Raw genomic sequence first — 15,622 nt, forward strand, 5'->3', positions numbered from 1 at the left:
CCTACAGTGGTAACACTGCAAAGGCGCTGGGCGCTTACCCTACTCGATTTATCGGTTTCGTTTGGCGGAGCCGGGGTTGTTTCAGGAAAAATACCGCAGCTTCCGGCTGGACGGGGGAGAACCGGGGCAGCGTATTGATTTGGCCCGCAATTTCCGCAGCCGGCGTGAAGTGGTGGACGGTACGAATTACATTTTCCGTCAGGTGATGAAGGCAAGCGTCGGCGAAATCGACTACGATCAGCGGGCGGAGCTGGCGTATGGGGCCGCTTATCCGGAAGGAGACGGCGGCGAGCGGGCCGCAGAGCTGGTGCTGATCGACCGATCGGCGGAGCCGTCTGCGGAGCGGGCTGCCGAGGCGGACGGCGAGTCGGGCGACGGAGCAGGCGGCACGCAGGACGGTGCGTCGGAAGCGCTGGAGCTGGAGACGGCGCAGCTGGAGGCGCGTGTGCTGGCAGAGCGCATTCGCACGATGATGGGCGAGGACGGCGGCGGCAAATACCAGGTTTATGACAAGACAACGAAGGCCATGCGAGATGTCGCTTACCGGGATATGGTCGTGCTGCTGCGTGCGACGCAGCAATGGGCGCCTGTGCTGATCGAGGAGCTGCGCCAGCAGGGTATACCCGCTTATGCCGAGCTGAATACCGGATATTTCTCCGCTACCGAAGTACAGGTCGTGCTGTCGCTGTTGAAAATTATTGATAATCCATACCAGGATATTCCTCTTGCGGGCGTGCTGCGCTCACCGCTGGTGGGCTTGACCGAGGAGGAGCTGGCGGCGATCCGGATCGCGCGCCGGAACGGCTCGTTTTTTGACGCGGTGCGCACCTATGCGGCCGGCGAACCGAGGGAGAAGTCGGCGGCGTCACAGCCGGCGCAGGCAGCGGAGGATGATGGAGAGGCCGCCGCATGGAAGCAGCTGGAGCAAGCCGGGCAGGACGGCTGGCCGTCCGCGCGTTCCTTGCAGCTTAACCAAACGGAGCCGTCTGCGCATGACGGAGCAGAGCTGCTGCGCGGCAAGCTGCGGCGGTTTCAGGCGGCGCTGAGCGTATGGCGGATGCAATCTTTGCAGGGGCCGCTGGCGGAGCTGATTTGGCAAATTTACCGGGAGACCGGTTACTTCGACTTCGTCGGCGGGCTGCCCGGCGGCGAGCAGCGGCAGGCGAATTTGCGAGCGCTGTATGACCGGGCTCGGCAGTACGAAGCGACCAGCCTGCGCGGCCTGTTTCGTTTCCTCCGGTTTGTCGAGCGGATGCAGGATACCGGAGGCGATCTCGGTACGGCGCGCGCGCTGGGCGAGCAGGAGGATGTCGTGCGGATTATGACGATCCACAAAAGCAAGGGATTGGAATTTCCGGTCGTATTTGTCGCGGGCTGCGGTAAAATGTTCAATCGGCGCGATTTGACCGATGCGTTTTTGCTGCATAAGGAGCTTGGCTTCGGACCCAAGCTGCTGGAGCCGGGCACGCGGGTCAGTTATCCGACGCTGTCTTGGCTGGCGATCAAGCAGAAAATCCGGATGGAAATGCTGGCGGAAGAAATGCGGGTGCTGTACGTTGCGTTGACCCGCGCCAAGGAAAAGCTTATTTTGGTCGCAAGCGTGCGCGGACTGGAAAAGCAGCTGGCTTCCTGGGCGCGTTACGCAGAGCAGGGGGAGCCAACCTTGCCCGACGATACGCTTGCAGCTGCCAAATGTTACCTTGACTGGATCGGACCGGCGCTGATGCGACATCCGCAAGGGGACATTCTTCGCGAAGCGGCAGGTTTGAGCAGCGATGCGCATCCGTCGATGCGGGGGGAAAGCTCGCAGTGGCGCATTCATTTGTTCAGTCCGGAGCGGTTTGCCCACATCGCCCAGGCGGCGGCCGTGACGGAGCCGGTGACCCGGGACGAACGCTGGCCGTCCGTTATGCGGCAGGAGCCCGTGGACGGTACGGAGCGCTGGGAGGGCGAGGTGTGGCAGCGGTTATCGTGGAGTTATGCGCGTGCGGCGGCAACGCAAGTGTTTTCCAAAACGTCGGTGACGGAGCTGAAGCGGTTATCCGAGCATGAGAAGCTGCTTGAGCTGCTCGCGGACGATGGTGAGTCGTTGTTCCGGGCAGCGGATGAGCTGGAGCTGGCGCCGGGAGCGTGGAGCCTGGCGGCGCGTCCGACGGCAGCGCTGGAGCCGGATCAAACGCGCGTAGCGGAGCAGCCGTCCGACGCGCAGATCGCGCAGCAGGCTGCGGGGGCAAACGACGGCGAGCGACGCAAGCAGGTGGAAGGCTACCGGCCGCTCATTGTGCGGAAGCCGCGATTTATCGAGCAGCGGGAGCTGACAGCGGCCGAGCGCGGTTCGGTGTTTCACGCCGTGATGCAGCAAATTCCGCTTAACCGGCTGCCTGCCGAAGACGATATCCGGCGTACGGTTGCCGACATGGTCGCCAGAGAGCTGCTTACGCAGGCGCAGCAGGAGCTGATCGACCCGCAGGTGATCGTGTCGTTTTTCACCAGTGAGCTGGGCGGCAAGCTGCTGTCGGCTTCCCGCGTGTACCGGGAGCTGCCTTTCAGCCTGGGCATGCCCGCAGCCGATGTATATCGCGGCGATCAGGCGGGGCTGGCGGATGAAACGGTTATGCTGCAAGGGGTCATTGATTGCTTGATAGATGAAGGAGATGGCTTTGTGCTGGTCGATTATAAGACAGATCGCCTCAAAGGCATGCCGCCTGCCGGGATTGCAGCGAAGTACCGTTTGCAGCTGGAGCTTTACGCGCACGCGGTTGAAGTGATTTGGAAAAAGCCTGTGAAGGAACGGTTTATTTTTCTGTTCGACGGGGCGCATATCGTGAAGCTGTAGTCTGGAGAGGCTGCAAAGGAGTCAAGATGGAGGTGGGATTATGCGTATATTGCATACGGCGGATTGGCATCTGGGCCGGGCGCTGGAAGGACGCAGCCGCTTGGCGGAGCAGGAGGCGTTTATCGACGAGCTGGTGGACCTCGTCCGCGAGCGGCAAATTGATCTTATTTTGCTGGCAGGCGATGTGTACGATTCTGTAAATCCGCCGGCAGCGGCCGAGCAGTTGTTTTATGACGCGCTTGCCCGGCTGTCGGATCAGGGGAGGCGTCCGGTTTATGTGATCGCGGGCAATCACGATCATCCTGACCGGCTGGCGGCCGCAGCTCCGCTTGCGGACAAGCTGGGGGTGCGGCTGATCGGACTGCCGGAGCCGCGTGTCCATCGGATCGACATCGGGCGAACCGGAGAACGCGCCGTCTTGTTTGCGCTGCCGTACCCGTCGGAATCCCGGCTCAAGGAGCTGCTCACCGACGAGACGGACGAGACGCTGCTGCGCGCCGCTTATTCAGACCGGGTGCGGCATATCGTACAGGAGCAATCCCGGCAGTTCGGTGCAGATACCGTTAATTTGCTGATGAGCCATCTGTATGTCATGGGCGGCAAGGAAACGGAGTCCGAGCGTCCGATTCAGGTCGGCGGAGCTTATACGGTCGACGCGTCTGCGCTTGCGGCCGGAGCGAGTTATGCGGCGCTGGGCCATTTACACAGACCGCAGCAGCAGGCAAGCGGCGACTGCTTGCTCCGTTACAGCGGTTCCCCGCTTGCCTACAGCTTCTCGGAGGCCGGTCAGACCAAATCGGTGACAATTGTTGACATAACGCCGGGAAGCGCTCCGGTGCTGGAGGAAGTGTTTCTGTCCAGCGGCCGGCCGCTGGTGCTCTGGAAGGCGCGCGGCGGCCTTGCCGAGGTGCAGCAGTGGCTGGATGCAGGCAAGGATGCGACGGCCTGGATTGAATTGGAGCTGCATGTGCAGGAAACGATTTCGCTGGAGCATATTCACCGGCTGCGGCAAGCCCGCGCAGGCTTGATTCAGATCAGGCCGGTGTATCCGGAGCTGCAGGCGGAAGCGGAAACGACGAGGCAGGTTGCCGACGTGCCGATGGAGGAGCTGTTCCGGCGGTTCTACGAACGGCAGACGGGTGGCGCACAGCCGGGGCCGGAGCTGACGCAGCTGTTTCTGGAGCTGCTGGCGGATGAGGAGGAAGTCCATGCGTCAGGGCAGTAGCCGGGTTGGCGATTGGAAGGGGGAAGCGGGTCATGAGGCCGATCTTGCTGCAAATTACCGGCTTGCAGAGCTATCGCGAGCTGCAGGAAATTGATTTCGAGGCGCTGACGGGCGCGGGTGTGTTTGGGATTTTCGGCCCGACCGGCAGCGGAAAATCGACCTTGCTCGACGCGATGACGCTTGCTTTGTTCGGCAAGGTGGAGCGTGCCTTCGGCGGAACGCAGGCGATTATGAACCAGGCCGAGGATGTGCTTGCGGTTTCGTTCAGCTTCGAGCTGGCTGCGGCCGGCGGGGCGATTCGTTACCGGGTGGACCGGCAATTCAAGCGGAACGGCGAGCAGTCGATGCTGGGCACGGTATGTCGGCTGATCCGCTACGAAGTGGACGGTACGATGGTGCTGGCTGACAAGGCAGGCGAGGTGAATCAGCGGGTGCAGGAGCTGCTGGGCTTGTCGATGGCGGATTTCACGCGTGCTGTCGTGCTGCCTCAAGGCAAATTTGCCGAGTTTTTGACGCTGGCAGGCAAAGACCGCCGCGCAATGCTGCAGCGGCTGTTTCATCTGGAGCCGTACGGCGACCGTCTGAGCGCGCGGACGTCAGCCCGGCTCAAGGCCGCTGACCAGACGCTCAAGCAGCTTCAGGCCGAGCAGCAGGGACTGGGCGACGCGTCGGCCGAGGCGCTGGCGCTTGCCGAGACCCGACTGGCTGAGGCGCGCCACACCGCGCTGGCGGCCCGCGAAGCGTTGACGGCGAGCGAGCGTCTCGCCGCCGAGCAGCGCGCGGTGCGCGAGCTGCAGCGCGAGCGTGCTGCGCAAGCGGCCCGCCGCGATCAGCTGGCGGCGGATGCGCCGCGGCTCGCGCTGCTTCAGCAGCGGCTGGCGCGCGCCGCTGAAGCGGAGCGGCTGCGCCCGCTCGTGCGCAGGCGCGCCGCCGCGCGCGCGCAGCACATCGAAGCCCGCGCAGCAGCGGCTGCGGCTGCGCAAGCGCTGACAGCCGCGCAGCAGGCGCTGACGGCGGCTGAAGCCGCATACGAGGCCGCCCGCGAAGCGCTGGCGGCCGGGGAGGCGCCGCTCGCCGCGCGGCTGGAGCAGCTGCGCCATGCCGCGGAGCTGGCGGCGGAGCTGGCGACGGCCCGCGAACGGCTGGCGGGCCTGACGGCAGAGGCGGCCCGGGTGGCCGCCGGGCTGACGGCGCAGCGCGCCGAGGAAGCGCGCGAGCGCGAGCTGCGCGAGAAGGCGCAGCAGCGGCAGGCGCAGCTCAAGGCGGAGCTGGCGCGAGTGGACGTGCCTGCCGCCGCCCGCCGACGGCTGCAGGAGGCGCTGCAGGCGGCCCGCGAGCTGGAGCGGACGGCGGCACTGGTCGCTGAGCGGCAGGCAGATGCGGACCGGCAGCGGCAGGAGGCCGTCCGCGAGCGTCAGCAGCAGCAGGCGCTGGCGGCGGAGGAGCGAGCGTGGAGCGAGCGTGCGGCTAGTTGGCTGGAGACGGCGGCAGGGCTGCGCCAGGCGGTCGGGACGCTGAACGCGCAGCTCGATGAGCTGGAGCGTGCGGAAGCTCGCGAGGAGGAGCTGCGCCGCGAGCGCGAGCTGACGGCCGAGCGATCGGCAATGGCCGAAGCGCTGGCGGCTCAGCTGCACGCTGGCGAGCCGTGTCCGGTTTGCGGCTCGGCCGAGCATCCGGCGCTGGCTGGGCATCCACCCGGCGGCTCGGTGCAGGCCGACGACGGCGGCTCGTCTGCCGCGCCGGGGTCAGGCGGCGGCGATCTGTCTGCGGCTGGGGGCACAGCGGCAGCAGAAGGAGCAGCCAATGCAGCCGGGAAGGCCGCCCAAGGCGTGGCGAAAGCCGAAGCGGCGCAGGAGCGGGCCGCGCGGGATCGCCGCCGCCAGCAAACGCGGACGGCGCAATTTGCGGTGCGGCAGCTGCAGCAGCGGCTTGCTTCGCTGGAGCGGCAGTGCGCTCCGCTGGTTGCTGCCGCGGACCGGAGCGTGCAGGTGCAGCCGGAGTTGGCTGCGCAGGCCATGCCGCTGAGTGACCCGGAGCGGCGCGCTGCCTTTGGACAAGCGGAAGCGGCGGCGGCGACGGCGACCGACCCCGGGATTAATTTCGCTGCCTCGGCAGAACTGACGGCGCCCGGCATATCGCCAACCGGATCAATCGGGGAGCTGGGCTTTGACTTTCCGGAGGGTCTGGCAGCAGCCGTTGCTTTTTGCCTGGAAACGCAGCGCAGCTACGAATGCGCAACCGATGAACTGGAGCAAGGCTGGCAGGAGCTGCAGCAGCAAGCCCGGCAAACCGAACGCAGGCGGCACGAATTGGAGGCGCGACTGCAATCACTGCAAGCGGCTATTGAAGCGGAGGAACGCAAGGCTGCCGAATGGAACGGGGCGCTGGCTGCGCAGCAGACCACTTGGCGGCAAACCTTTGGCGAATGGGAGCCTGCGGCCGTACCCGGATTGGCGGAGCAAAGCAGGCGGCAGGAGGAAGCGGCTGAGGATTTGCGGCAGCGGCTGGATAAGAGCGTCGTTTTTTTGCAGGAAAAGGATACGCGTCTCCAGCAGCTGCAGCAGGAGCAAATTGGCCTGGAGAAGCAGGCCGTCAGGCTAAGCGCGGAGCAGGAGACGCTTGAGCGCTTCATCGGCCAGCAGGCGGAGCGGCTGCAAAGCTTGACCGGAGCGGAGGACCCGGCGCGGCTCGCGGCCGAGGCGACGGCTGCGTTGCAGCGGCTGCGCGAGACGGCTGCGGCGGCGGGCAGGCAGCGCGAGCAGGCGCAGCCTGCGCAGCAGAAGGCCGCGGCTCAGGCAGCAGCAGCCGTGCAGGCTGAGCAATCGGCGCAGGCCGTGGAAGCGGAGACTGAAGCCGAGTGGCAGGAGCAGTCGGCAGCGGCCGGATTTACAACTGCAGGTGAAGTTGAGGAGGCGTTCATCACGGCGGAGCAGCGCAACGACTGGCAGTCGGCAGTCGAGACGCATAGCCGGCAGGAGCATCAGACAGCGGCGAGGCTGCAGGAGCTGGAGGCGGCGCTGGCAGGACGGCAGGTGACGGACGAGGCTTGGGAGCTGACCGAGCGGGAGCTTGCCGCAGGCAAGCAGCAGGACGAGGAAGCGCTGCAGGCAAGCGCCCGGGCGGAACGGGATTGCGAGGAGCTGCGGCTTAGGCACGGCCGCTGGCAGGAGCTGGAGCTGGAGCGCTCTGCGGTGCAGCAGGAGCTGGAGCTGCTCGGCAAGCTGCAGGCCGTGCTGCGCGGCAATGCCTTTGTTGAGTTTTTAGCGGAGGAGCAGCTGATGCACGTGAGCCGGGCCGCGTCTGAACGACTCGGGCAGCTGACCCGCGGCCGCTATGCGATTGAGGTCGATTCCGGCGGCGGCTTCGTCATCCGTGACGATGCAAACGGCGGGACGCGCCGTCCGGTGACGACGTTGTCCGGCGGTGAAACGTTCCTCACCTCGCTGTCGTTAGCGTTGGCGTTATCTACCCAAATTCAGCTCAAGGGCGAATACCCGCTGGAGTTTTTTTTCCTGGACGAAGGCTTTGGAACACTCGATCCCGAGCTGCTGGATGCGGTCGTCACGGCGCTCGAAAAGCTGCATCTCGATAAGCTGACAGTAGGCGTGATCAGCCACGTGCCGGAGCTGCGCGCCCGTCTGCCGCGGCGGCTTGTTGTGCATCCTGCCGAGCCGGGCGTTCGGGGAAGCCGGGTTGAGCTGGAGACGATGTAAACGAATTGTCCTCGGAGAGAGGACCTTTACAGAGGATTTGTGTTTCAAATGATGGGCACGCAGCTCCCAGTCCCCCGCGGTTGTGCGAAGGTATGCGAGCTATGAACGCCAGATGTAGCTGCTTCCGGCACGTCGGAGCCTGCGTCTGGCCATGTGGAGTGCAATGTGTTGCTGGCCTAGTAAATGAACAGTCTGCTTCAGGTATTACAATGAATTTAATTTGTTATAATATGGAGTATTCGATTAAACTCTAATTTGAAGGAGGGGAATTATGATAAAGAGCTTTTCTATCCAAAACTTCAAAAGTTTTAATAAATCCTTATTAGAAATAGAAAAATTGACTGCGATAATCGGTACAAATGCAGGTGGAAAGACAAATGCAATCGAGGGGATAAAAATTCTTTCCGAAATATCTTCAGGGAGAGAATTAGCGGTGATCCTTGATGGATCGAAAAACGTTGATAGTGAAATTAGAGGCGGAAGCATTGGATGTCCTAGAATTGGGACAGATACGTTTACATTAGGTTGCGTAGTAGATCTTGATGAAGAATATGACTTGGAATATTCAATTACAATAAAAGTAAGCAATCGAGTGTTTATACTTGCGGAGCATTTAGTTAAGCTTTCTCCTAACGGCAAACCGATTGTTGTTTTTCAAACTAAAGATACTTCTGATGAATTTAGTGATATTTTTGTCGAATATAGTAATGGAAAGAGAGGCAGAAACCCCGAAGTTACATGTATTCGTTCCGTATCTGTGCTGGCCCAGCTTTCATCAAAGATGCCAACGACAAACGAAACCAGCAAAAGAAATGTCGCGTACATTCATTTGGTTTTGGAACGGTTAGGGAATATTTTATTTTTAGACCCGCTCCCTAGCCGAATGAGAGATTACTCCAGAATGAGTGATCACGAGTTAAAGCCTACAGCGGAAAATATATCCTCAGTGCTTTATGAACTGTGTCAAATTAAGGAATACAAACAAGAATTGATTAAGATACTGAAGGATTTGCCTGAAAATGAGATTTTAGATATTTCGTTTATTAAAACCTCTATTGGCGATGTTATGTTTAGTTTAGAAGAAAAGTTTGGTGAACGCTCCGAGTTTGTTGAAGCGAAGCGGCTATCGGATGGTACACTCAGGTATTTGGCAATCTTATCTTCGTTAATTAGTGAACAACCAGGCAGCATGATTGTAATTGAAGAAGTTGATCATGGTATTCATCCAAGCAGAATTAAGATGCTAATTCAAACCATATCGAGGTTAACCATAGAAAGAAAAATAGATGTTATTATCACCACGCATAATCCAACTCTGCTTAACGCTCTTTCGCGAGAAGAATTATTAGGTGTTGTTTTATGCTACAGAGATCCAAATGATGGTTCAAGTAAGTTTTACCCTTTGCCAGACATAGACTCTCTGCCTACATTAATGTCAAAAGGTAACTTAGGTGACCTGACAGTAAGGGACGAATTAGTAAAGGCTTTGAAAAATCCGGTTCAAAGTAACAATGATTTAGGCTGGCTGGGGGTATAATTATGCATGTGAGTATAATTGACACTTCTATTCTTTGTAATATTATAAACATCCCCCATATGAATCAGGACCATCAAGAAGTAATTGAAGAATTAGTTCTATTGCAAGAAGATCGACAGCAGACATTGATTCTCCCCTTGGCAACCATTATAGAAACTGGTAATCATATTGCACATATTGCAGATGGTAATCTGAGAAGAGAAAGAGCCCAAACAATGGCTGAATTAATACATAGAACGGTTAATGATCAGGCTCCGTGGTCATATTATGGGAAAGAGTTTGAGAGAGAAGATTTGCTGGAAATATCGAGTAAAGTTGTTGAAAATGCAGTTAGGGAGATTGGAATTGGTGATTTATCTATCGTACAGGTCTACAAAAAGTATAAGGATACTGTATTAGGTATAGGTTCTATAAGAATTTGGAGTTTAGATCATCATTTGCAGTCTTACCATGAAGATATGCCTTCAGTTAGAAGAAGAAGAGATCGATAGTGAGTTGTAGAACATTCATGCCCCGCCAGGGCATCCCCGGGACATCCCCGGCATAAGCGTACCGTGCGCCGCATACTTCATGATATAATGGGCAGACACGACGGCATTGCCGCACAAGGGGAGAAAGACACATGCAAAAAATCGGACAACCGCTGCAGCAAGCTACCGACAATCCGTCGCCGGGTTCAATCCGGCAAGCCGATCTGACCGGCATGAATTCCGACAGCGGGGCAGGCTTATCCGTCCGGCTGCGCCGGGCAGCGTACTGGCCGCATGCCGCCGCAAAGGCCATGCTGGCGCTGACGCTCGGCACAGGGCTGCTGTTTGCCGCCGCGCCGCCTGCACATGCTGACGCGATCTGGGATCGCTGGCAGGCTGCGGACAAGGCGACGGCGGCCGGCAATCCGGCGGCGGCCGTGCCGCATTGGACTTTTTTGGTCGAGCATTATGCGGCCGCCGCCGATTGGGAAAATGCCGCTTTATTTTCAGGCAGGCTGAATACGTATTTTGATTCCATCGGCGATTACGAGCAAGCGATTGTGTATTACGAACGGGAAAATGAGTATTGGCTGAAGGCGGGCAAAGATTGGGGCGCCGTCGATCTGCAGCGGGCCGAGCAAATCCGCACGATTGTTGAAGCCTACATCTCAACATCCGATACTGAGGCGCTGCGCCAGCGTGCGCTGCCTGCGGACGTCAAGCTGGCCAAATTCGAGCCGGCGTACGGCATGTATATCGGGATGTATACCGAGCGCGATCCGAAGATGCTGAATTACTTCAATCGCTCCACATCCATTTATGGCAAAGGCCATGCGTTGTATTTGGCGTATTCCCAGGTGGGAAAGCCGTTTCCGAAGCAATATGCGGACCGCGCGAAGCAGGCGGATGCCGGCTTGCAGATCGCTTGGGAGCCGATGGACGGTCTGGATGCCGTCACCGAGGCGGCTGTCCGCGAATGGGCGAAGGGGGCGAAAGCGGCCGGGCTGCCGATTTTTCTCCGTTACGCCAGCGAAATGAATGGCAACTGGGTGCCGTGGCACGGCGACCCGGATAAATACATCCGCAATTTTCGCATGGTGCATGATATTATGGCGGAGGAAGCGCCGAATGTGGCGATGGTATGGAGCCCGGGCGATGTGCCGATGTACTCGATGGATGCCTATTACCCCGGCGATGCGTACGTCGATTGGGTTGGCGTAAGCCTGTACAGCGAGCCTTACGAAAATGGCGATCCCGCCCAAGGCAATATGCAGGCGACGAGTCCGATTGAGCGGCTGGATTACTTGTACCGGACATATGCGGATCGCAAGCCGCTGATGATCAGCGAAACGGCCGTATCCCATTATGCCAACATTCCGCAGGAGTCGTTTACCGCTTACGGTACGTTGAATCTGCAGCGGCTGTATGGCATTATGCCGTTTAAATATCCGCGACTCAAGTCCGTGACTTATTTTAACGTCAATCTGGAGCTGACGGAGAGCAAAAACAACTATTTGCTGCGTGACAACGACGCGATGATGAACCTGTACAAGCAGCTTATTGCGCCGCCTTATTATTTGACCAAAATTGAACAGGGAGTAAAGCCCGCCGATCAGATGGGGGCGGTGCCGCTGACGGCAGGCTCCGTGTTCTACAAGCAGGCGACGATTACACCGTTTGTCAAAATCCCGGAAATCTATATCGGGAAAGTGGAGTATTTGCTCAATGGCGCACTGATCGGCACGCAGACGGCTCCGCCCTACGCGGTAACGGTCAAGGCGGGCGCAGTTCCCGCAGGCTCTACGCTTGGCATCGTTGTCTATAACGAAGCAGGCAAGCAGGTTGCAGTCCGAACGTTTCCGCTGGAATCGGGCATTTCGCTAGCGTTGGACGGCAAGGAGCTGCAAACGGAGCAGCCGCCGGTCATCCGCGATGGAAACACGCTTGCTCCGATTCGCGCGATTTTTGAAGCGATGGGGGCGAAGGTAGAATGGAACGCTGCGACGCGAACAGCCACTGCCAGTAAGGGAGCGACTACCGTAGAGATCACCGTTGGCGGTCAGGAAGCGCTGATCAATGGCCGTCCGGAGGCGCTCGAAGTGCCTGCACAGCTGATCGGCGGCTCGACGATGGTGCCGGTCAGATTCGCCAGCGAAGCGTTTGGCGGAATCGTGAGCTGGGATGGCGGCAGCCGCATCGTGCAAATTGCAACGAATGGACGGCAAACATCCGCCGCCTTCTCGGAGCGCAGCCGCCCGGAGCGGTCCGGCCTTGCGGCTGACCCTGCAGCGTTAGCAGCTTCGGCTGCCACTGGCTCGGCTTCGGCAGGCGCGACAGACGGCGCTGCTTCGGACGATTCGTCCACCGCAGCTACGGAGGATGGCGCCGCCGACTCCGACCAAGCGAGCGGTTGGCTCGGCTGGATCAAGCAGCAGCTCGCCGTGCTGGCTGTGCTGTGGAAAAAGCTCGTGTAAGTCAACTGCAAGGAAGCTTCATCCATTCGATCACGTCCCGCTGGCGAAGCAAAGAAACCAGAGGTCCCTGATTCACAGGGCTCTCTGGTTTTTTACGTGCGCCGTTTATGGCCTACTTTTTTAGATTAACGAACGGAGGTTTGCTTGCTCATTTCTTGAAGCAGCAAGGACGCTATTTTTGCCGCTTCCGCGCGGGTAGCGCCGCCTTGCGGCTCAAACGAGTTGCCGCCTTTGCCGGAAAGGACGCCAGCTTGCTGCAGGGAGAGAATGGACTCCGCTGCCCAGGCGCTGATCTTGCTTTGATCGGCAAATGTTACGGCACTGACCGATTGCGGCAGCTTGATGCCTGCTTGCTCGACAAACCGCTGCAGCATGACGCTAAGCTCCTCGCGATTGATCGGTGCATTCGGGTTAAACTGGCCATCGCCTGAGCCTTGCACGATAGCATGCTCTTCCGCCCACGCTACATAAGGCAGGTGCCAGTCGCCGGCTTTCACATCGGCAAAGGTGGACGTTCTATATCCGGAAATATTTGCGTTTGCCATACCAGCCAGCAGCTTGGAAAATTCTGCTCTTGTGATCCCCGTATCCGGAGAAAACTGGTTGCTGCCGCTGCCGGAAACAATGCCCCGCGCTGCCAGATACGAGATAAAGCCGCTTCCCCAATGGCTGCTGATATCGTCAAAGCTGAGCTTGTTGTAGCCTACGGCATATTGGCTGAGGTGGTTCGTTACAAAGGTGACCTTGCCATTGCTGTAGCTGGAGCGATTCATGACGGTTGGCTTTCCGCTGCCGTCAATGTAATAGATGACGATGGCATTCGCGTCTTCGCCTTGCGCAGCCGCATAAGGAATGTCAATCCGGAGGCTGCCGCCGCCAAAGGTTGAGATCGTGGAAGCCCCGGCCTCAACCGTAATATGCAGTACCGGTCTTGTACCTACCAAATTTTTAGCTTCTGCCGGTAACGTGTCTGTATCGGCTTGCGCTACCTTGATCTTGATGTCGCTGCCTGCCGCCTGCTCCAGAGCAGCCAGCGTGGCCCGATTAAAGGTAAGGCTGCCGAATTGAGTGGCAACGACGACTTCATCCGCTTTGCTGGCCGACAGGTTCGAGACAGCCGTCTTGGAAAGTGTAATCCCTACGGCAGTCGCTTTGTCGACCGGCTCGACAGTCAGCGTCAGAGCCTTCGTACCGGCTGCGCTTGCTTGAGCCTGCTCGACCAGCGCTTTGATTTGAGCATCGTCAATGGCAGCTTCTGCTTGTCCTTGCGCGTCAGCTTTTGCTGTTACCGTTATTCCGGATGATGCTTGAGCCGGCGTGTCGGTTTTCGTTTCGCTAGAAGCATTTGAGCCTGTGGCGGAACCTGAGTTGCCGGAGCCGCCTGATCCTGATGAATCGTCAGAACCGGACGTATTCGTCAGTGCCAATACAATCTGGTTCGCTTGATAAACAACCTTGGCGCTGTACGAGCTTGGCAGTCCATGAATGTCGACTGCGGCAAATTGTCCGCTCCGTTGATCAGCGCCATGGCTCATCAAGGTGACGGTGCTGCTTTTCGGCACATAATGATCTGTAAAGTTCACGCGCAGCTTTCCGTTGGTCTGAACCGCACCCTTGATGTTCAGTACATCGGCTGCACTGGCCACATTAAGCTCCAGCGTACCGTCGGCAGATTGGGTGAACTTGCCGCCAATCGTCAGCGCTCCAGCGGTTTTTTCCACCAGCGTTCCGCCGTTGTTCACGACATCTCCGCTGCCGAAGGCTGTTGCCGAACCGCCCTCCAGCGTACCTGCGTTTAACTGCGTGCCTCCGGAGTACGTATTGCTGCCGAGCAGTCGCAGCGTACCGGAGCCGTCTTTCGTCAGCTTGCCTGTGCCGGAGATGTCGTTGCGCCAGCGGTCCGCTGCATGGAATCCGCCTTTACCCGCATCCATCGTCACGGTAACGTCATTCGTCAAAGCGCCGTAGCCGTCGGCAGCGGCAAACAAATTCAAACGTCCCCAGCCTTCAGGATCATCCAGCACCGGGTAACCGGACGGAAGACCGGTTGTCGCCAGCACGGCACGGCGCTGCGCGTCGCTCAAATAAGGCAGGCGTGTTTCCAGCAGCACTTCAGCGCCTTTTGGAACAACCATCGCCGCCGTCGTAGCATGAATCGGGCTGAAGCCGTAGGTCAAGCGCTCGTTGTATTGCGCTTTATTTTTCGCATAATCGGTGAAGCGATCTTCTGAGGCGCCGGTTTGGGTCAGCAGCAGGGCGTGAGCCTGGTCATAAGCAGCTTGCTTGAGTTCAGCGTTATCCGGGTCAGCTAAAGTTGCTGCGGCCAAAGCCGTGGCCATCACACGTCCGCCGATCACGTCGAAGGGCGAATGCATCCCGGCGACAATGCGGCTGTTGCCCATCTCGGAAGCGCGGGTCATCAGCTCCTGGAACCGTTCAGGCACAGCATAAGCGAGCGCATAAGCTGCGAGATACGAAGCGTTCGTATGGCCGCTCGGGAAGCCGCCGTCGGTGGCCGGCGTCGTGCTGATCGCAGGAACGAGTGTCGGCACGATCGCCGACGTATCATTCAGCCAGCGGTAAGGGCGCATATAGCTGTAAAAGTTTTTGGCCTGCGTCGTGGACGCATAGTTGCCGCGCAGCTTGCCGATCAGGTCGACCATCTTGCCGAGCTCGGAATCGGAATCGCCGGCTTTATTATCGCCGTTGCCATCGTTGTACTTGACGGAGGTGGCGTCTGCCGGAATGCTCGTAATGGTGGTGTACGTTCCGGACTTGGTGCGGTATACGTCCGCGAGAGAGCCAAGCCCTTCCGTCGCGCCGTACGATTGATTTCTGCGGTCGTCGTAATAGGCTCTCGTTTCATCCGCAGGCGTACGGGTGGCGGCAATATTCGCTACATATTGAATATTGGCGTCCAGCGCGCTGCTGTTCAGCTTCGTGCCGTTGTTCCAGTCGGACCCGGGTGTCCAAAGCTCCAGGAAACCGGAAAGCACGCCGATGCTCGGGTTGGAATAGACCGATTTGTTAACAGGCGTGTTGTTTTTGTAGCTGTCTGCAAAATGTCCCCACTCTGGCGCCGCGGGCAGGTCAATTGAAGCTGGAGGTGATGCTGCCAGCGCAAAATGGCCGACAGCGGAATTGGAAAGCACCAGCAGTCCCAACGTAACAGCTAAAAACTTTTTTGTTGATGTTGTTTTCAAAGCCTTGTCCACTCCTATAATTTTTAGTTTTGAGTCGATTTCAACGTAGCATCGAGCCTTACCGCCCGGCAATATAACAATTTCTGCTTGATATAAGAATGGTATGATTTCGCCTGAATCGGCGGCGTATTTGGCAATTTAGGGTCAAAATCAGCAAAATGTAT

At 58.7% G+C, this 15,622-nt stretch carries 6 protein-coding genes and 1 pseudogene; 6 read left to right on the forward strand and 1 reads right to left on the reverse strand.

Features of this window, described 5'->3' with window-relative positions; translation table 11 throughout:
* Window positions 1–28: 28 nt before the first annotated feature.
* The 6 genes and pseudogenes from AC6ROY_RS03430 to AC6ROY_RS03455 all read left to right on the forward strand — a co-directional run.
* Window positions 29–2,836, forward strand: a pseudogene (locus tag AC6ROY_RS03430) (3'-5' exonuclease); the annotation flags it as partial.
* Between the two features lie 40 nt (window positions 2,837–2,876).
* Window positions 2,877–4,061 (forward strand): exonuclease SbcCD subunit D, encoded by a 1,185-nt coding sequence (locus AC6ROY_RS03435; RefSeq protein WP_500098581.1) that lies wholly within the window; start codon window positions 2,877–2,879, stop codon window positions 4,059–4,061.
* 32 nt (window positions 4,062–4,093) lie between these two features.
* The gene (locus tag AC6ROY_RS03440) at window positions 4,094–7,774 is read left to right on the forward strand and encodes an AAA family ATPase (protein ID WP_500098583.1); all 3,681 of its coding nucleotides are present in this window, start codon (window positions 4,094–4,096) and stop codon (window positions 7,772–7,774) included.
* A gap of 271 nt (window positions 7,775–8,045) precedes the next feature.
* Window positions 8,046–9,311: an AAA family ATPase gene (locus tag AC6ROY_RS03445; RefSeq protein WP_500098584.1), complete on the forward strand. Its 1,266-nt coding sequence runs from the start codon at window positions 8,046–8,048 to the stop codon at window positions 9,309–9,311.
* A 2-nt stretch (window positions 9,312–9,313) separates the two neighbouring features.
* A complete protein-coding gene (locus AC6ROY_RS03450; RefSeq protein ID WP_500098585.1) occupies window positions 9,314–9,802 on the forward strand; it encodes a hypothetical protein in 489 nt (162 codons plus the stop codon).
* A 131-nt stretch (window positions 9,803–9,933) separates the two neighbouring features.
* Window positions 9,934–12,255: a stalk domain-containing protein gene (locus AC6ROY_RS03455; RefSeq protein ID WP_500098587.1), complete on the forward strand. Its 2,322-nt coding sequence runs from the start codon at window positions 9,934–9,936 to the stop codon at window positions 12,253–12,255.
* Window positions 12,256–12,380: 125 nt separating this feature from the next.
* Here the strand turns inward: AC6ROY_RS03455 and AC6ROY_RS03460 are convergent, their stop codons facing one another.
* Window positions 12,381–15,458, reverse strand: a complete 3,078-nt coding sequence (locus AC6ROY_RS03460) for an S-layer homology domain-containing protein (RefSeq protein WP_500098588.1) — start codon at window positions 15,456–15,458, stop codon at window positions 12,381–12,383.
* Window positions 15,459–15,622: the final 164 nt, after the last annotated feature.

Source organism: Paenibacillus sp. sg306046, from assembly GCF_059821225.1.